The 17,384-nt window shown below is 64.7% G+C and carries 19 protein-coding genes; 14 read left to right on the top strand and 5 right to left on the bottom strand.

Features of this window, described 5'->3' with window-relative positions; translation table 11 throughout:
- Positions 1-28 precede the first annotated feature (28 nt).
- The gene (locus tag ACIPUD_RS12880) at positions 29-1,318 is read left to right on the top strand and encodes an ATP-binding protein (RefSeq protein ID WP_446480781.1); all 1,290 of its coding nucleotides are present in this window, start codon (positions 29-31) and stop codon (positions 1,316-1,318) included.
- Here the strand turns inward: ACIPUD_RS12880 and ACIPUD_RS12885 are convergent.
- A complete protein-coding gene (locus tag ACIPUD_RS12885) occupies positions 1,245-2,138 on the bottom strand; it encodes a YihY/virulence factor BrkB family protein (RefSeq protein WP_446480782.1) in 894 nt (297 codons plus the stop codon). The two genes, ACIPUD_RS12880 and ACIPUD_RS12885, sit on opposite strands and share 74 nt — an antisense overlap.
- 204 nt (positions 2,139-2,342) lie before the next feature.
- Between ACIPUD_RS12885 and ACIPUD_RS12890 the strand changes: the two genes are divergently transcribed.
- The 6 genes from ACIPUD_RS12890 (at position 2,343) to ACIPUD_RS12915 (ending at position 6,346) form a co-directional block, all read left to right on the top strand.
- The gene (locus tag ACIPUD_RS12890) at positions 2,343-2,537 is read left to right on the top strand and encodes a twin transmembrane helix small protein (RefSeq protein WP_018453237.1); all 195 of its coding nucleotides are present in this window, start codon (positions 2,343-2,345) and stop codon (positions 2,535-2,537) included.
- A 1-nt stretch (position 2,538) separates the two neighbouring features.
- A complete protein-coding gene (locus tag ACIPUD_RS12895; protein ID WP_446480783.1) occupies positions 2,539-3,111 on the top strand; it encodes a cob(I)yrinic acid a,c-diamide adenosyltransferase in 573 nt (190 codons plus the stop codon).
- A gap of 124 nt (positions 3,112-3,235) precedes the next feature.
- Positions 3,236-3,985: an electron transfer flavoprotein subunit beta/FixA family protein gene (locus ACIPUD_RS12900; protein ID WP_018453239.1), complete on the top strand. Its 750-nt coding sequence runs from the start codon at positions 3,236-3,238 to the stop codon at positions 3,983-3,985.
- A complete protein-coding gene (locus ACIPUD_RS12905) occupies positions 3,985-4,929 on the top strand; it encodes an electron transfer flavoprotein subunit alpha/FixB family protein (protein WP_018453240.1) in 945 nt (314 codons plus the stop codon). The genes ACIPUD_RS12900 and ACIPUD_RS12905 overlap by 1 nt, the downstream gene beginning before the upstream one ends.
- Positions 4,930-5,121: 192 nt before the next feature.
- Positions 5,122-6,003 (top strand): 3-hydroxybutyryl-CoA dehydrogenase, encoded by an 882-nt coding sequence (locus ACIPUD_RS12910; protein WP_018453241.1) that lies wholly within the window; start codon positions 5,122-5,124, stop codon positions 6,001-6,003.
- Between the two features lie 148 nt (positions 6,004-6,151).
- On the top strand, positions 6,152-6,346 hold the full coding sequence (locus ACIPUD_RS12915) for a hypothetical protein (protein ID WP_007615312.1): 195 nt from the start codon (positions 6,152-6,154) through the stop codon (positions 6,344-6,346).
- 11 nt (positions 6,347-6,357) lie between these two features.
- On the opposite strand, the gene tlpA is transcribed toward ACIPUD_RS12915, so the two are convergent.
- Positions 6,358-7,047, bottom strand: coding sequence for a thiol:disulfide interchange protein TlpA (gene tlpA / locus ACIPUD_RS12920; RefSeq protein ID WP_446480784.1), 690 nt, complete (start codon positions 7,045-7,047; stop codon positions 6,358-6,360).
- A gap of 106 nt (positions 7,048-7,153) precedes the next feature.
- On the opposite strand from tlpA, the gene argH reads away from it, so the two are divergent.
- From argH to lysA, 3 genes are all read left to right on the top strand, one after another.
- On the top strand, positions 7,154-8,551 hold the full coding sequence (gene argH / locus ACIPUD_RS12925; RefSeq protein WP_018453243.1) for an argininosuccinate lyase: 1,398 nt from the start codon (positions 7,154-7,156) through the stop codon (positions 8,549-8,551).
- Between the two features lie 94 nt (positions 8,552-8,645).
- A complete protein-coding gene (lptM, locus tag ACIPUD_RS12930) occupies positions 8,646-8,936 on the top strand; it encodes an LPS translocon maturation chaperone LptM (protein ID WP_007615309.1) in 291 nt (96 codons plus the stop codon).
- A gap of 23 nt (positions 8,937-8,959) precedes the next feature.
- Positions 8,960-10,225, top strand: coding sequence for a diaminopimelate decarboxylase (gene lysA, locus ACIPUD_RS12935; RefSeq protein WP_446480785.1), 1,266 nt, complete (start codon positions 8,960-8,962; stop codon positions 10,223-10,225).
- A 56-nt stretch (positions 10,226-10,281) separates the two neighbouring features.
- Here lysA and ACIPUD_RS12940 read toward each other — a convergent pair whose 3' ends face one another.
- The gene (locus ACIPUD_RS12940; RefSeq protein WP_446480786.1) at positions 10,282-10,800 is read right to left on the bottom strand and encodes an SRPBCC family protein; all 519 of its coding nucleotides are present in this window, start codon (positions 10,798-10,800) and stop codon (positions 10,282-10,284) included.
- A gap of 182 nt (positions 10,801-10,982) precedes the next feature.
- On the opposite strand from ACIPUD_RS12940, the gene ACIPUD_RS12945 reads away from it, so the two are divergent.
- Together ACIPUD_RS12945 and ACIPUD_RS12950 are read left to right on the top strand one after the other, a co-directional pair.
- Positions 10,983-11,681, top strand: a complete 699-nt coding sequence (locus ACIPUD_RS12945; RefSeq protein ID WP_446480787.1) for a winged helix-turn-helix transcriptional regulator — start codon at positions 10,983-10,985, stop codon at positions 11,679-11,681.
- Positions 11,682-11,812: 131 nt separating this feature from the next.
- Complete coding sequence (locus tag ACIPUD_RS12950) at positions 11,813-12,139, top strand: DUF1330 domain-containing protein (protein ID WP_018453248.1); 327 nt, start codon at positions 11,813-11,815, stop codon at positions 12,137-12,139.
- 400 nt (positions 12,140-12,539) lie between these two features.
- Here the strand turns inward: ACIPUD_RS12950 and ACIPUD_RS12955 are convergent, their stop codons facing one another.
- Both ACIPUD_RS12955 and ACIPUD_RS12960 read right to left on the bottom strand, forming a co-directional pair.
- A complete protein-coding gene (locus ACIPUD_RS12955; RefSeq protein WP_018453250.1) occupies positions 12,540-13,436 on the bottom strand; it encodes an NAD(P)-dependent oxidoreductase in 897 nt (298 codons plus the stop codon).
- Positions 13,437-13,653: 217 nt separating this feature from the next.
- On the bottom strand, positions 13,654-14,037 hold the full coding sequence (locus tag ACIPUD_RS12960) for a carboxymuconolactone decarboxylase family protein (RefSeq protein ID WP_007597318.1): 384 nt from the start codon (positions 14,035-14,037) through the stop codon (positions 13,654-13,656).
- A gap of 166 nt (positions 14,038-14,203) precedes the next feature.
- Here ACIPUD_RS12960 and ACIPUD_RS12965 point away from each other — a divergent pair, with 166 nt between their 5' ends.
- Both ACIPUD_RS12965 and ACIPUD_RS12970 read left to right on the top strand, forming a co-directional pair.
- Positions 14,204-16,150, top strand: coding sequence for a TIGR02302 family protein (locus tag ACIPUD_RS12965; RefSeq protein ID WP_446480788.1), 1,947 nt, complete (start codon positions 14,204-14,206; stop codon positions 16,148-16,150).
- Positions 16,138-17,301: a DUF4175 family protein gene (locus tag ACIPUD_RS12970; protein ID WP_085350740.1), complete on the top strand. Its 1,164-nt coding sequence runs from the start codon at positions 16,138-16,140 to the stop codon at positions 17,299-17,301. Before ACIPUD_RS12965 ends, ACIPUD_RS12970 begins: the two co-directional genes overlap by 13 nt.
- The last annotated feature ends 83 nt before the right edge of the window (positions 17,302-17,384 follow it).

The raw sequence follows: 17,384 nt of genomic DNA on the forward strand, positions 1-17,384 counted from the left end.
TTCGAAGGGGATACTTCGAAGGGGAGTTATGGCGGCGAAAACGCGCGCAGCGCGCACTACGCGGACGTCCAAGCGAGTGGCTCGGAAGCGCTCCGGGCCGACCGCCCGGTTGCGCAAGCGCAGCACCAAGCGGGTCGAGCCGGACGTCGTCCAGGCCGCGCTTGCCGCCTTTGCCCATGAGGTCCGCACCCCCCTGACCGGCATTCTCGCGATCAGCGACCTGCTCGCGACTTCGGATCTCGGGGAACGGGAAAGACGCTGGGCCGACACGATCAAGGCCGGGGCCGAGCATCTGGCGAACCTTGCCACCCTGTTCGTCGATGCCGCCCGAAGTGGCAAGGGGACCGGGAAGGGGGTCGGGGGTGGAAGCTCGCTGCGGCAGGATTTGTTCGACCTGCGGACGCTCGCCCGCAACGCCGGCGATTCGCTGGCCGGTCGCGCCGCGGCCAAGGGTCTCCAGGCCGAGGTCGATATCTCGGAGAAGCTGCCGGGGCTGGTGGTCGGTGATCCCGTCCGCCTGCGCGCCGCGCTCGAGAACCTGATCGACAATGCCGTGAAATTCACCGAGCACGGTGGCGTGGCGCTCACGGTCGCTCCCTGGCGTTCCGTCAAGGGCAAGAGCAAAGGTAAAGCAAAGGGCAAAGGCAGCGTCGGTGTCGCCTTCGCGGTGTCCGACAGCGGCATCGGCCTCACCATGCCCGAGATCAAACGGTTGTTCCGGCCGTTTACCCAAGCGAATGTCACCATTGCCTCGCGCTTCGGCGGCGCCGGCCTGGGCCTGTCGTCGGTGAAGCAATTGGCGCGCGCGATGGGCGGCGACATCACGGTCGCCCCTCGGCCCGGCGGCGGCGCCACCTTTACGTTGACGGTGTCGGTGTGTGCCACGGGATCGGGCAAGTCCCGCAAGTCGAAGGGCGAAGCCGAGATGGATGCGGTCCCGGCGCTGCGCTTGCTCAGCGTCGAGGACAATCCGTTCGGCCGCGTCGTGCTCAACACCATCCTGACCGAGCTCGGTCATCATGCCGAATTCATCGGGCGCGGCGAGGACGCGGTGAACCGGCTCGCGCAGGGCGCCTTCGACGCGGTGCTGATGGATATGGTGCTGCCGGGCATCAACGGCGTCGAGGCGATCAGGCGGATCCGCACCATGGCGACGCCGCTGGCTCAGATCCCCATCATCGGGGTGTCAGGTCGCGGCGAAGACGAAGTCGCCTCACGCGAGGCCGGCGCCGACGCATTTCTGGTCAAGCCCGTGTCTCCGCGGGCGCTAGCGACTGCGCTGCTTGCAGCGACACGCCGTGAGGAAGCCGCGACTTGATGATCGCGGCATTGAGCTCGCCGCCGTAAACGAAGATCGCGGCGATGAAATACAGGAACACCAGCGCGATGATCACCGAGGCGAGCCCCGCATACATCGTCACATAATTATTGGCGAAGCGCGCCAGATATTGCCCGAACACGATGCCCGAGATCAGCGACGCCACGATGGTGAAGACGATGCCGGGCAGGATCTGGAGGAACCGGCGCCGTCCCGCCGGCAGCCAGGTATGCAGGATCATCAGCGCCACCACCAACGCGCCAACGGTGATGCCGTAGCGCAGCCAGGTGAGGATCCTCTCGTTGGATTCAACGAACAGCGGGATGTGCGCACGCGCGGCCTCGATGAGCAGCGGCCCGAGCACGATCAGGAATGCCATGGCGAGCGCGGTGAAGGCCGCAATCAGCGTGTAGGCGATCGATTCCAGCCGTAGCCAGTACCAGGGCCGCATCTCCACGACCGCATAGGCGCGGTTCAGTGCGACCCGCAGCGCCTCGACGCCGTTGGAGGCGAAGTAGACCGACAGCACCGCGCCGATGGTGAATAGGCCGGTGCGGGTCGTGGTCAGCACGTCGTGGACTTCCCCCGAGATCGAATCCGCGACCTGCTTGGGCCAGACCTGGAGCATGAGGCTCGCAGCCTGATCGGCGAGTTCCTTGGAGCCGAAGAAGCCGGCGAGCGATGTCAGGACGATCAGGAACGGGAATAGCGCCATCAGCGTCGACAGCGCGATGTGGCTCGCGATCGCCCAGCCGTCATCGGCGAGGAACGTGTAGAACGCGTCCATTACGACAAGGTAGATGGTGCGGATTGCCTTCACGCACCACCTGCACTGCTGTTGCTGCTTCCGCTTCCCGCGCGCGGGAAACGCATTCCGACCTCTCCCCGCAGGCGGGGACAGGTCAAGAGGATAGGCAATTGGCGCAAATCCAGATTCATCCAGCTAGCTTCTGATATTATTGGCTTAAAAGCCAGATCGGGAACGCCATGGCGGACCGGCGCGGAGGGTGTTATTTACCCTCGAATGGCATCTCTCCTGAGTACTTTCATCCTGCCGATTGCGGTCGGCGCCGTGGCGTTGGTGCTGCTGCTCGGTCTCATCAACATGATGCGCGGCGGCTCGCCCAACACCTCGCAGAAGCTGATGCGCTGGCGCGTGCTGCTTCAGTTCGTGGCGATCGTCATCGCGATGGCCGCCGTGTGGGCGATGGGGCGTTAACATGGTCGTGCTCAACCGCATCTATACGAAAACCGGTGACGACGGCACGACAGCGCTCGGCTCGGGCGAGCGCCGGCCGAAATACGATCTGCGCATCGAGGCCTATGGGACGGTCGATGAGACCAATGCTGCGATCGGCGTGGTCCGGCTTCACACCGGGGATGCGCCCGAGCTCGACGCGATGCTTGGCCGCATCCAGAACGATCTGTTCGACCTCGGCGCGGACCTCGCGGTGCCCGAACGTGAGGGCAAGGCGGAGCGGCTGCGGGTGGTGGCAAGCCAGGTCGAGCGGCTCGAGCGCGACATCGACGCGCTCAACGACAAGCTGGCACCCCTGACCTCCTTCGTGCTGCCGGGCGGCACGCCAGCCGCGGCCTACCTCCATGTCGCCCGTACGATTTGCCGCAGAGCGGAACGCGTGATGGTGGAACTGGCGGCCCGGCCGGACGAACCTGTTGGTGCCGCTGGCATCCAGTATATGAACCGCCTGTCGGACTTCCTGTTCGTGGCCAGCCGCGCGGTCAACGAAGACGGCGCCGGCGACGTGCTCTGGGTTCCGGGCCAGAATCGCTGACCCATTGGGCCGCGCATTTCTGGGCGCCAAAATTAGACCCCTTCGCGCGTTGACCGGGCCGGATCAGGCCTTTAGGTTCCGCGCCAGTTGATAACCCCCTCCCAGATTGAGTGAAAGAGGATCGATGAAGGTCTTGGTGCCGGTAAAGCGGGTGGTCGATTACAACGTCAAGGTCCGCGTCAAGAGCGATGGATCGGGTGTTGAACTCGCCAACGTCAAAATGTCGATGAACCCGTTCGACGAAATTGCGGTCGAAGAAGCGCTGCGCCTGAAGGAAGCCGGCAAGGCGACCGAAGTCGTGGTGGTCTCGATCGGACCGGCGCAGGCGTCGGAAACGATCCGCACCGGTCTCGCCATGGGCGCCGATCGCGGCATCCTGGTGAAGGCCGAGGGTGCGGTCGAGCCGCTCGCGGTCGCCAAGATCCTGAAGAAGATTGCGGACGAAGAGCAGCCGGGCCTCATCATTCTCGGCAAGCAGGCGATCGACGACGACAGCAATCAGACCGGCCAGATGCTGGCCGCGCTGCTCGGCTGGTCGCAGGCGACCTTCGCCTCGAAGCTCGAGGTCGAAGGCAGCGACTTCAAGGTCACCCGCGAAGTCGACGGCGGCTTGCAGACCGTGAAGCTGAAGGGACCGGCGATCGTCACCACCGATCTCCGTCTCAACGAGCCGCGCTACGCCTCGCTGCCGAACATCATGAAGGCCAAAAAGAAGCCGATTGCGGACAAGACTGCCGCCGATTATGGCGTCGATCTCACCGCGCGCCTCGAGGTTCTCAAGACGACCGAGCCGGCGGGCCGCAAGGCGGGCGTCAAGGTCAAGGACGTCGCCGAGCTGGTGTCGAAACTCAAGAACGAAGCCGGGGTGCTCTGATGACGACGCTTCTGATTGCCGAACACGACAATGCGTCGCTCAAGGATGCGACCAACAAGGCCCTGACCGCGGCGGCCGCGCTCGGCGCGGACGTCGAGGTTCTGGTGGCCGGCGAGAACGCCAAGGCCGCGGCGGACGCCGCCGCAAAGCTCGCCGGTGTGAAGAAGGTGCTGCTCGCCGACGGCGCGCTTTACGCGCACGATCTGGCCGAGCCACTGGCCGCGCTGATCGTCTCGCTGGCGCCGTCCTATGACGCCATCGTCGCGCCCGCGACCTCGCGCTTCAAGAACGTGATGCCGCGCGTCGCGGCCCTGCTCGACGTCATGCAGGTCTCGGAGATCACCAAGGTGATCGCCCCCGACACCTATGAGCGCCCGATCTACGCCGGCAACGCCGTCCAGACGGTGAAGTCGAAGGACGCCAAGAAGGTCATCACGGTGCGCACCTCCACCTTCGCCGCAGCGGGTGAAGGCGGCAGCGCGTCGGTCGAGAGCGTCGCGGCGGCGGCCGATCCGGGCCTGTCGTCCTTTGTCGGCGAGGAGGTCGCGAAGAGTGACCGTCCCGAGCTGACCTCGGCCAAGATCATCGTCTCCGGTGGCCGCGCCATGCAGAGCCGCGAGAACTTCGCAAAGTACATCGAGCCGCTCGCCGATAAACTTGGCGCCGGTGTCGGCGCTTCGCGTGCGGCGGTGGATGCGGGCTATGCGCCGAACGACTGGCAGGTCGGCCAGACCGGCAAGGTCGTGGCCCCCGAGCTCTATGTCGCGGTCGGCATTTCCGGCGCGATCCAGCATCTGGCCGGCATGAAGGACTCCAAAGTGATCGTCGCGATCAACAAGGACGAGGACGCGCCGATCTTCCAGGTCGCTGATTACGGCCTGGTCGCCGACCTCTACCAAGCGGTTCCGGAGCTGACGGCCGAACTCGGCAAGCTCGGCAAGTAAAACGCGCTAAACACCGGCCGGAGCTATAAACTCCGGCCGGTGTTGCTTTTTGAGGCGTTTTCTTTGGCGCGGGACACGCCTTCGAAGCGATCCAATCTAGGTTTCGAGGCCGGGTTCTGATTAAATCAGACCTCCCGGCTCAGGGGGATAGGCAGGCGCGGTTGATAGCGCGCCGTTCCGGTGGATGACATTATGGCGGCAGTAATCAAGAAGGTCGGCGTGATCGGCGCGGGGCAGATGGGCAATGGCATCGCGCATGTCGCTGCGTTGGCCGGCTTCGACGTGGTGCTCAACGATATTTCGACCGACCGCCTCAAGTCAGGCATGGCCACGATCAACGGCAATTTGACGCGCCAGGTCTCCAAGAAGGCCGTCAGCGAGGACGACAAAGCCAAGGCGATGGCGCGTATCGTAGCCGGCGAGAAGCTGGACGATCTCGCGGACTGCGATCTCGTGATCGAGACCGCCGTCGAGAAGGAAGAGGTCAAGCGCAAGATTTTTCACGATCTCTGCGCTGTGTTGAAGCCCGAGGCGATCGTCGCTTCCGATACTTCCTCGATCTCGATCACGCGGCTGGCCGCCGCCACTGACCGGCCCGAACGCTTCATCGGCATTCACTTTATGAATCCGGTGCCGTTGATGGAACTGGTGGAGTTGATCCGCGGCATCGCCACCGACGACCAGACCTTCGAGGCGTCAAAGGAATTCGTAGGCAAGCTCGGCAAACAGGTCGCGGTCTCCGAGGATTTCCCGGCCTTCATCGTCAACCGCATCCTGCTGCCGATGATCAACGAGGCGATTTACACGCTGTACGAAGGCGTGGGCAACGTCGAGGCGATCGACGCGGCGATGAAGCTCGGCGCGCACCATCCGATGGGCCCGCTGGAGCTCGCTGATTTCATCGGCCTCGATACCTGCCTGTCGATCATGCAGGTGCTGCATGAGGGCCTCGCCGACTCCAAGTACCGCCCGTGCCCGCTGCTGGTGAAATACGTCGAGGCGGGCTGGCTCGGTCGCAAGACCCAGCGCGGTTTTTACGACTACCGCGGCGCCAAGCCGATTCCGACGAGATAAGGGGTTTCGTGCCGGGACATTGCGCAGCGCGTTAGCGATACGCAGCAGAGCCGGGAGACGGAGAAAGCCTACCTTACGGCGACTCGCGACAATTCATGTCCCGTTAACCGCCCGCCTCTAGGTTACCGCCGGTACGAGGGTTTGCGTAATGGACATGATGGCGATGGTCAGCAGCATGCTGGCCTCTCAGCAAGGCGCGCTGCAGTCGAATATCTCGGCGACGCTGATGAAGCAGAACGCGGATGCGGAGAAATCCACCGTCCTGACGCTGCTCGGCGCCGGACAGCCCTCGCTTGCCAATGTCGGCGCTGGCGTCGGCAGCAACCTCAACGTCACCGCCTAAAACATCATCGCTTAGAACGACGCTGCGGCTTTGCCCGTCGCAGCCCGGATCAGCTTGAGCGCATCCTCGCTCGCCCATTCCGCCGGCCCCGCGATCGTCGCGATCTCGCAGCCTTGAGGATCGACCAGCACCGAGGTGGGCATGCCCAAGGCCCGGCCTATCGCCTTAAGATCCTGAAAAACCTTGGCTTTCTGATCGCTGAAATAGCCGAGCCTGATGAGATTGGCCTCTTTCAGAAACGTCTTGGGCTTCTCGGGGTCGCGGGTGTCGATATTGATCGCCACCACCTCGAAATTCGGGCCCGAAAGTTTGCCCTGGAGCTCGTCCAACGCCGGCATTTCCTTGCGGCAGGGCACGCACCAGGTGGCCCAGAGGTTCACCAGCAGCGTCTTGCCGCGGAAATCCGACAGCTTCTTCGGCCTGCCGTCGGCGTCCTCGAAGGCCAGGTCCGGCAGCTTTAGCGGTGCGGTCGCCATGGTCAGCGCCGCCACCTCGCCATGGGCAAGCGGCGCGATCTTCTGTGCGGTGTTCACCGCGGCCCGGCAGGTGGGATCGCCGGAGGGGGCCCGGCCCAGGCCCAGCCCGTACAGCGCGGCAAAGCCAGCCAGGCCCCCGACCACCACGGTGGCGATGACCACGGGGATACGGCGCGTGGCCGACCGTGCTGTCCTTTGGTCGAGCCTGTCGTTGGGGTCGAGCATATCGTTTGTCATCCGGTCGCAGATATGGCTATCAGAGGCCTCTTAATACGGCTGGCAGCCGTCAGCAAACGTGCGGCGGCCACAGGCAAGGCGTGAGCAGGGGATCATGAGCAACAAGATGTGGGGCGGCCGGTTCTCGGAACGTCCCGACGAGATCATGGAAGAGATCAACGTCTCCATCGACGTCGATCGTCACCTCTTTGCCCAGGACATTGCCGCGTCCAAGGCCCACGCCGCGATGCTGGCCGCGCAGGGCATCATCACGGACTCTGATGCGAAAAATATCGGCAAGGGTCTAGACACGATTTTGTCAGAGATCGGCAAGGGCGCCTTCGAATTCAAGCGCGCGCTCGAGGACATTCACATGAATGTCGAGAGCCGCCTGTCCGAGCTGATCGGCCCTGCCGCCGGCCGCTTGCACACCGCGCGCTCGCGTAACGACCAGGTCGCGACCGATTTCCGTCTCTATGTCCGCGATGTCCTCGATGAGACCGACGCCTCGCTCGCCGCGTTCCAGCAGGCGCTGGTCGAGCGCGCGCTGGAGCACGCCGGAACGGTCATGCCGGGCTTCACGCATCTGCAGACCGCGCAGCCGGTGACCTTCGGCCACCATCTGCTCGCCTATGTCGAGATGGCCGCGCGCGATCGCGGCCGTTTCCAGGACGCGCGCAAGCGGCTGAATGAGTCCCCGCTCGGAGCTGCAGCGCTCGCCGGTACCTCGTTCCCGATCGACCGTCACGCCACGGCGAAGGCGCTCGGTTTTGACCGTCCGATGGCGAACTCGCTCGATGCGGTCTCCGATCGCGACTTCGTGCTGGAGACGCTGTCGGCGGCCTCGATCTGCGCCGTGCACATGTCGCGCTTTGCCGAGGAGATCGTGATCTGGACCTCGCCGCTGGTCGGCATGATCCGCCTCAGCGACAAGTTCACCACGGGATCCTCGATCATGCCGCAGAAGCGCAATCCTGACGCCGCCGAGCTGGTGCGCGCCAAGACCGGCCGCGTCATCGGCGCGCTCAATGGGCTGCTGATCGTCATGAAGGGCCTGCCGCTCGCCTATCAAAAGGACATGCAAGAGGACAAGCAGGGCGCCATGGAAGGCTTCGCCGCGCTGTCGCTCGCGATCCGCGCCATGACCGGCATGGTCCGAGATCTCGTGCCTGATGAAGCGAAGATGAAGCTTGCTGCAGGCGAGGGCTACGCCACCGCGACCGATCTTGCCGACTGGCTGGTGCGGACGCTGAAGATGCCGTTCCGCGAGGCCCATCACGTCACCGGCCGCATCGTCGCGAAAGCCGCCGAGGGCGGCGTGGCGCTGCACGAGCTGCCGCTGAGGGAGATGCAGGCAATCGAAGCGAAGATCACGAAAGACGTGCTTGGCGTGCTCTCGGTCGAATCGTCGGTGAAGAGCCGGACCAGTTTCGGCGGTACCGCGCCGAAGAACGTGGCATCGCAGGCCAAGGCCTGGCTGAAGCGGCTGGAAAAAGAGCGAAAATTGGGCTGAGGAGCAAAATTTCGCTTATGTTTCATGGTCATCCGGGTCTCGCCAGAGCGCGCCAATCTCTGTATGGTGCGCCGCGCGTAGTGGGGATTTCGTCGTGACGTCAAAGTTTCGCCCGGCCGGCTCGGGGTGGGCCATCATTGTCTTGAGCCTGACGGCGCTCGCGCTTGCCGGCTGTGGCCGCAAGGGCCCGCTGGATCTGCCGCCGACCGCCTCCAGCGCGTCAACGGCCAACGTCGCGCCGCCGACCGATACCGAGACCGAAGCCCAGAAGACGCCGAGCGTGTTCAACCCCACCTATGGCGCGGACGCCGCACCGGCGGCGACCAAGGGCAGGAAGAAACCGTTTATCCTCGACCCGCTCCTGGACGAAAGACCCAGCCGATAGGCTGGGGCAACTGAGCCAACGCCATGAATCATTTTGACTATCGCAACGGCGTGCTGCACGCCGAGGCGGTGAACCTGTCCGAGCTGGCTGCAACCGTCGGCACGCCGTTCTATTGCTATTCGACCGCGACGCTCGAGCGGCACTATCGCGTTTTCACCGACGCCTTCGCGGGCGAGAAGGTGCTGGTCTGCTACGCCATGAAGGCAAATTCCAACCAGTCGGTGCTGCGCACGCTGGCCAGGCTCGGCGCCGGCGCGGACGTGGTGTCCGGCGGCGAATTGAAGCGCGCGCTGGCCGCCGGCATTCCAGCAAGCAAGATCCTGTTCTCCGGCGTCGGCAAGACGGAAGCCGAGCTGCGCGCTGCGCTGGCGGCCGACATCCTCTGCCTCAATGTCGAATCCGAGCCCGAGCTCGAGCTGCTGTCGCGCCTTGCGACCGAGACCGGGAAGACCGCGCGGATCTCGATCCGTGTCAATCCTGACGTCGATGCCGGCACGCATGCGAAGATTTCGACCGGCAAGTCCGAGAACAAGTTCGGCATCCCGATCGCGCATGCCCGCGAGGTCTATGCCCGCGCCGCGAAGCTGCCGGGCATCGAGGTCACAGGCACCGACGTGCATATCGGCAGCCAGATCACCGACCTCTCCAAGATGGAGATCGCGTTCCGCATCCTCTCCGAATTCGTGCAGACGCTGCGTGCCGACGGCCACAACATCTCGCATGTCGATTTCGGCGGCGGTCTCGGCATTCCCTATTACATGGACCGCGAGGCGCCGCCGGCGCCCGAAGCCTATGCCGCGATGGTCAAGCGCGTCAGCCACAATCTCGGCTGCACGCTGATGTTCGAACCGGGCCGCATGATCGTCGGCAATGCCGGCATCCTGGTCGCCAAGGTGATCTATGTGAAGCACGGTGACGGCAAGAACTTCGTCATCATCGACGCCGCCATGAACGATCTGATCCGCCCGACGCTGTACGAGGCCCATCACGACATTCTGCCGGTGACGCAGCCTGCGACGGGGGCCGCGACCATCATGGCCGACGTCGTCGGCCCGGTCTGCGAGACCGGCGACTATCTCGCACTCGATCGCACGCTACCGACGCCAAAGCCCGGCGACCTCATCGCCATCATGACCGCCGGCGCCTACGGCGCAGTGCAGGCCGGCACCTACAATACGCGGCCGCTGGTGCCCGAAGTGCTGGTGAAGGGCGACCAGTACGCGGTCGTGCGTCCGCGCATCGAGGTCGAGCAATTGATCGCGATGGATACGCCGGCGCCGTGGCTATGAGGCTGTGATTGTCCACGATGAGCGCAGCTAGCGCTGCGCCCATCGCTGCATTGACCCTACTTCTTGAACCGGTCCCTGATTGCGGCGAGGCCGGAATCATAGACGCCGCCGAGGGCATCGACCGCTTCCTTCTCCCGCCCCGGGTCGGGCGTGTAGATGCCGGTCCATGTCACCACCGATGCGCCTTCACCCTTTGCCGTGACCTTGATGGTCGACTTGTACTGGCTCACCGGCAGTGGGCTCGACAGGAACGCGTAGGAATAGCTGTAGTCTTTGTCGTTCCGCGCAGTCTGCGTCTCCACGAACGAGGCCTTGCCGTCCCTGGTGACGAGCGTCCGGGTTGGCGGCGACTTGCCGTCCGCAATGCACTGCCCCACCGGCGGCAGCCAATCCTTGATCGCGCAGAACGGCCCGATGACGGACCACACCTCGGCCGCAGCACTGCTGACCTCGATGCTCCTCGTCAGATTGGCTGCGGGCGCCGGCATGACGCCGACGCCCAGGCCGAGGGTGCAAATCGCGGCGCTGCGAACCGAAACGAGCAATCTGGAAGCCGTTGAATCGTATTTCTTCATGGTAATCTCCTGTGTCCGGCGGGCCGCGATTGCGGCGGCCGGCTTGCCAATGCCGGTCGAATAGACGCTCACCACGGTCCGCGGCCAGTTCAGAGAATGAATCGCTGCTGATACAGAAACTGAACTAGGAAGCCGCGCGCCGCGGCCCTAAGGTTGCGCCTTCGCTTGTCACGGAGGCCCGCATGACCATCGGCAGCTACAGGCAGTTCTGTCCGGTCGCGATGGCGGCCGAGATATTGTGCACGCGCTGGACCGTCGTGCTGCTACGTGAACTCGTCGCCGCCTCGACCCGGTTCAACGAGTTGCGCCGCGGCGTTCCCCGCATGTCGCCTGCGCTGCTTTCCCAGGGCCTCAAGGAACTCGAAGCTGCAGGCATCATCATCCGCCAGCCGTCGGCTTCCGAGCGCGGCGTGATCGAGTATCAGCTGACCGCTTCCGGACGCGAACTCGGCCCCATCGTCGAGGCGTTCGGCATCTGGGGCCAGCGCCGCATCGAGTCGGATCTGTCGCTTCAGCATCTCGATGTCCAGCTGTTGATGTGGGACATGCGGCGGAATTTGAACACGACGCCGATGCCGACCCGCCGCAGCGTGCTGCAGTTCGCGTATCCGGAATTACCTTCGACGCAGCGATTGTGGTGGCTGATCGTCGATCCCGACGACAGTGTCGACCTCTGCTCGATTGATCCCGGTTTCGACGTTGACCTTTACGTGTCGGTTGATCTGCGCACCATGACGGCGATCTGGATGGGACTCGATTCCGTGCGGGCGGCCGCCGCAAGCCGGCGGATGCTGCTCACCGGCGATCGGCAGCTTGCCGCGGCCATGCAAAGTTGGCTCGGCCTTAGCCCGTTCGCCAAGGAACGCAAGCTGGCGAGCTGATCCAGGGCGGCGCAATTCAGTATTTGTATCGCCCCGCTACAGTTCCCGTACTGGCAAGTCCGCGCCGTGTTCTGGCACCAAGTGATGCCCGCCCTTCAACGCGGAGCTGAACTCGAGCCAGGAGACACGACATGACAGCGTATCTGATCGCGGACATCAAAGTGACTGACGGAAAGTGGGTGCCGGACTACGCCGCGTCCGTCCACGAGCTGGTGCACAAGCATGGCGGCAAGTATCTTTCCCGCAGCGGCAATGTGAAAACTCTTGAAGGTGCCCCTCTCGACACATCGCTGATCGCGATCATGTCTTTTCCCACGGCGAAAGCGGCGGAGTCCTTCGTTACTGATCCCGCCTACGGCCGATTCGCGGCAGCGCGCAGGGGCGGCAGCGAGAGCCGCTTCCAGTTGATCGACGATACGGACTTGGCCGGCACGATCCCCTATCTCGCCAAGGCTTGAACTGCGTCTTCGTCAAAAACCCGGCCGCAGGCGCAGACGTGCCCGGCCAACACAGGAGATCGAATGAACGATTCACTCGCCGGCGCCGGCCTGCTTCGCATGCTTTTCGTAGCTTGCAGCGTGGCCTTCGTGCTCGGACTCTCCGGCGTCGCGTCGGCCCGGGTCACACGGTGCGACATTACGTGGGTCAGCTGCAACAATACCTCTGCGAAATGCTCGAGCGAGAGACGGTGCATGCGCAGGTGCGACGAGAAGTATATCAAATGCAGCGGGGGCTCGGCCTCCCTGCAACTGGAGCAGCCGATCGACCTTCCGGAACTTGGCAGACGCCGCTCGTAGCAGATCGATCCAAGGAGGACAGCGCAGCGCCGGTCGTCGGCGCTGCGCTGTCGTGTTGGCGCTAGCCGGGTGGCCTGCCGCCCACCACAACGCCCGCCCTCTTCTCGATCGGCTTGATCGCCGCGGTGAAATCGGACTCGGCGCCTTCCGTGCTGATGACCGTCTCCCACAACCGGCAGACCGCCTCCGCGACCTCCATCGACAGGCCGAGCTGCTTCATCTCCTCCAGCGCCAGCCGCACGTCCTTCACCATCAATCCCGTGGCGAAGCCGAAGTCGAAGCTGCGCGGCAGCACCGAGCGCGGAAACTTGTCGCGGCTCGCGGTGTTCATGCCGGAGCCGGCATTGATGACGTCGATCATCACGGCGGGATCGAGCCCCGCCTTGACGCCCATCACCACCGCTTCCGAGGTCGCCACGATCGCGGTGGCCGACAAGAAGTTGTTGGCGAGCTTCATGGTCTGCGCCGCGCCGGGCTTCTCGCCAATGAAGAACACTTTCCCGATGACGTCGAGCGCGGGCTTGAGCAGCTCGAACTCGGTCTTCGGCCCCGAGACCATTACCGCGAGAGTGCCTTTCTCGGCGCCGCCGACGCCGCCGGAAACTGGGCAATCGATCTGCACGATGTCATGCTTGGCGAGCAGGCCGTGAATCTTCACCGCCATCGCTGAGCCGACGGTGGAGAGATCGACGAAGCGTTTGACGCGGCTTCCCTCGATCACGCCGTTCGGCCCCGTCGCAACCGCGAGCGAAGCCTGCAGCGAAGGCAGGCTCGCCATGACGGTCTCGACCTGGTCGGCGACGTCCTTCGGCGACGTCGCCGCAGTGGCGCCGCGCGCCACCAGCTTGTCGACGACCTCCTGGCGCGTGTCGAATACGACGAGCCGGTGGCCGGCCTCGATCAGCCGCCGTGCCATCGGGAAACCCATATTTCCGAGGCCGATGAATCCGATGTCCATGGTGTTTCCTTGTGGTGATTATTCGTTGTTGTTGATCGGCCCGTATCCATCCTCGGTGTCTTCCTGGCGAAAGCCAGGACCCATTACCCCAGGGAGACGTTTTGGCGCGAAGTGGCAACTCCGAGTGCCCGTAACCACACCTGCCAGTGGCTATGGGTCCGGCTTTCGCCAGGACGACATGGGGACGTCGCGTCCCCGTCCTTCACGCCGGCACCCCTCACGCCTTGCCGTCGATCTCAGCGAACACCTCGCGCGCGATTCGAAAACTGTCAACCGCGGCCGGCATGCCGCCATAGATTGCGACCTGCATCAGGATCTCGCGGATCTCGTCGCGGCTGACGCCGTTGGTGAGTGCACCCTTCAGATGCGCGCGGAATTCGTGCTGACGATTGAGGATCGCGATCATCGCGATGTTGAGCATGCTGCGGGTCTTGCGCGGCAGCTCCTCGCGGCCCCACACCGTGCCCCAGCAATATTCGTTGAGCATCTCCTGGAACGGACGGTTGAAGTCGTCGACGGTCTTCAGGGCGTTGTTGACATAGGCCTCGCCCAACACTGCTTTGCGGACTTCCAGGCCCTTGTCGTGCATCTTCTTGTCCATGGTGTTTCCTTTGTTTTCCTTGGCTGTCGGCGCGGAAATTACGGGGTTGCGGCGGGCCAGTCACGTCCTCGTGTTATGCGGGAAAAGGGGTGTCTCCCGTACAGGAACGGATGCCTCAGTGCTGCCGTTGTGGTACGCTTCTCTACCGGGCAACCTGGAGAGTTGATTGAACGGCGTCACCCCCGACCCGTCAGACCCGATCCGCGATGGCGACGCTCTGTCGCGGCTGAAGCTGGCGCAAGCCCTGCAGCGGGCCACTTATGCCATCGCGTGGGAGCGTGCCTGGCCAAATTTGGCGCGGCTTCTCACCGTCGTCGGTCTGTTCCTGGTGGTGTCCTGGGCCGGCCTCTGGCTGGCGCTGCCGTCCATTGCCCGCGCCATCGGTCTCGTCGTTTTCGCCGGCGTCGCGATTGTCACCCTGTTCCCGTTGAGTCGCTTCCGCTGGCCGAGCCGCGAGGAGGCGCTGGCCCGACTCGACCGCGGCTCCGGCATCCGTCACCGGCCGGCCACCACGCTGACGGACACGCTGAGCTCGCAGGACCCGGTTGCGCAGGCCTTGTGGCGGGCGCAGCGTGAGCGCACGCTGGCTTCGATCAAGCGCATCCGCGCCGGTCTGCCGAAGCCCCGGCTCGCTCTGCATGATCCCTGGGCGCTGCGCGCGCTGGTCATGGTGATGCTGGTTGCGACCTTCTTCGCTGCCGGCGACGAGCGTGCGATGCGGCTCGGGGCCGCCTTCCACTGGAACGGCGTGCTGGCCCCGACGAATGTTCGCGTCGATGCCTGGGTCACGCCGCCGCTCTACACCGGCAAGCCGCCGGTCATTCTGTCGGCCGCGAACAAGGAGGCCGCCGCGCTGCCGGCCAGCGGTCCGCTTGCCGTTCCCGCCGGCTCGACCCTGATCGTTCGCTCCTCCGGCGGCAGCCTTGATGTTGTCGTCTCCGGCGGCCTCAAGGAAGTAGCGCCCACCGAAGCCGCGCCCAAGGGCACCAACGAGAAGCGTTTTGCCATCAGCGGCGACGGCACCGCGCATGTCCGCGCGCCCTCCGGCCAGCCGCAATGGGCGTTTGCGGCAACGCCGGACCGCGCGCCGACGATCGCGCTGGCCAAGGATCCCGAGCGCCAGGCCCGTGGCGGACTCCAGCTCACCTACAAGATCGAGGACGATTACGGCGTCACCGGCGCCGATGCGCAAATCGGCCTGCGTGCCGCCGATACCAAAGATGGTGTCAAGGATGGCAGCAAGGAGGCCGACACCAAGGCCGCCGCGCGGCCGCTATTCCAGCCGCCGCAATTCCCGCTCGTGCTGCCGAATGCGCGCACCCGCAACGGCGTCGGTCAGACGGTGAAGGACCTCAGCGAGGATCCCTATGCCGGTGCCGATGTCACGCTGACCCTCACCGCCAAGGACGAGGCCGGCAACGAGGCCAAGAGCGAGCCCTTCAACATGCGCCTGCCCGAGCGGCTGTTCACCAACTTGCTCGCGCGCGCGCTGGTCGAGCAGCGCCGCATCCTGGCGCTCGACGCCAACAAGAATTCGGATGTCTACGCCGCCCTCGACGCGCTGATGATCGCACCCGAATTGTTCACGCCGGATGCGGGCTGCTATCTCGGCCTGCGCAGTCTGGCGCTGCAGCTGGAAGCCGCCCGCACCGACGACGCGCTGCGCGATGTAGTGGGAAGCATGTGGGCGTTCGCGGTCACCATCGAGGACGACGGTGTCGCCGGCAGCGTCAACGCCGCGCTGCGCTCGGCTCAGGACGCGCTCAAGCGGGCGCTGGAACGCGGCGCCAGCGAGGACGAGATCAAAGCGCTGACGCAAAAGCTTCGCGAGGCGATGGCCGGCAAGGTGCGCGATCTCGCCCGGCGCGCCGAGCAGAATCCGCTTGGACCCCGGCAGCCTTTCCCGGCAGAGGTTCAGCTCATCCTCGACAAGGCGGTCGAGCTGCGACAGAAGACCCAGCATGCCAAGCCCGAGCAGCTCGAAGAGCTGGCGCAGCAGCAGGACGTCTTGCGCCAGCAGCTGCAGGCCTATCGGAAGTCGGCGAACAGCCGGGCGAAGGGGGGCGAGGACGGCGCCAATCAGTTTACGCGGGACCGGAAATGCGGAAGCTAGCGCGCGTGCCAGTCGTGAAGGCGATCTCGATCGCCTGTCTTGCCCTCCTCCTGGGAGGCTTCCCCGCTGCCGTCTCGGCCCAGCAGGACCAGGATCCCGATGCGCTGCTCGATAGCGCGGAAAAGGCGATGCAGGAGTCCGGCGACAGCCTCAGGCAAAAGGAGTCCGGACGGAGCCTGAACAATCAATCCGATGCGATTCAGAAGCTCGAGGACTACAAGCGCGCGACGGAAAAGAGCCAATCCTCCAATCGCGATCGTTCCGTCATCACGCAGCGCGATCTCGACGAGCTGTTGAAGCAGATCGAGAAGGCCGCGAAGGAAGGCAATCGCGAGGCGGCCCAGCGCCTGCTCGAGCAGCTCGCGCAGATCATGGAAAACCTCCAGATGGCGCAGCCCGGGCAATCCGGCGACAGCGACATGGAGCAGGCGCTCAACGAGCTCAGCGACATGATCCGCAAGCAGCAGCAATTGCGCGACAAGACTTTCAAGCAGGGGCAGGATTCCCGGCGTGAGCGCTCGCGCGGCAAGCAGCAGGGCGACCAGTCGATGTCGGATCTCCAGCAGGATCAGCAGTCGCTGCGCGACCGCCTGAAGAAGCTGCAGGACGAGCTCGCCAAGCGCGGCCTCACGCAGAAGGGGCAAAAGGGCCAGAAGAGCCAGGGCCAGAAGGGGCAAAAGGGTCAGCAGGGCGAGCAGGGACAGCCGGGCCAGGATGGCGATCAGGACGGTGACCAGGGCGATGACGACGGCAGTCTGGACGCCGCCGACGGGGCCATGGGCGATGCCGGCTCGCAGCTCGGCGAAGGCAATTCGGATGGTGCCGTGGACTCGCAGGGGAAAGCTCTCGAGGCCTTGCGCAAGGGCGCGCAGAAGATGGCCGAGGCGATGCAGCAGGGCGATGGCGACGGGCAGGGCGATGGCCCCGGCAACCGGCCCGGTCGTCAGCAGAGCGGCGGCAATCAGACCGATCCGCTCGGTCGCCCACTTCACGGCCGCGATCTGAGCGACGACTACACGGTCAAGATCCCCGGCGAGATCGACGCCCAGCGCGTCCGCCGCATCCTCGAGGAGCTCCGCCGCCGCTTGGGGGACAGCTCGCGCCCGCAGATCGAGCTCGATTACATCGAGCGGCTGCTGAAGGATTTTTGAGTTCTCTGTCATTGCCCGGCTTGACCGGGCGATCCAGTACTCCGACACGGTTGTGATTCAATCGAGAGGCTGCGGCTACTGGA

It is taken from the genome of Bradyrhizobium sp. CAR08, assembly GCF_052871955.1.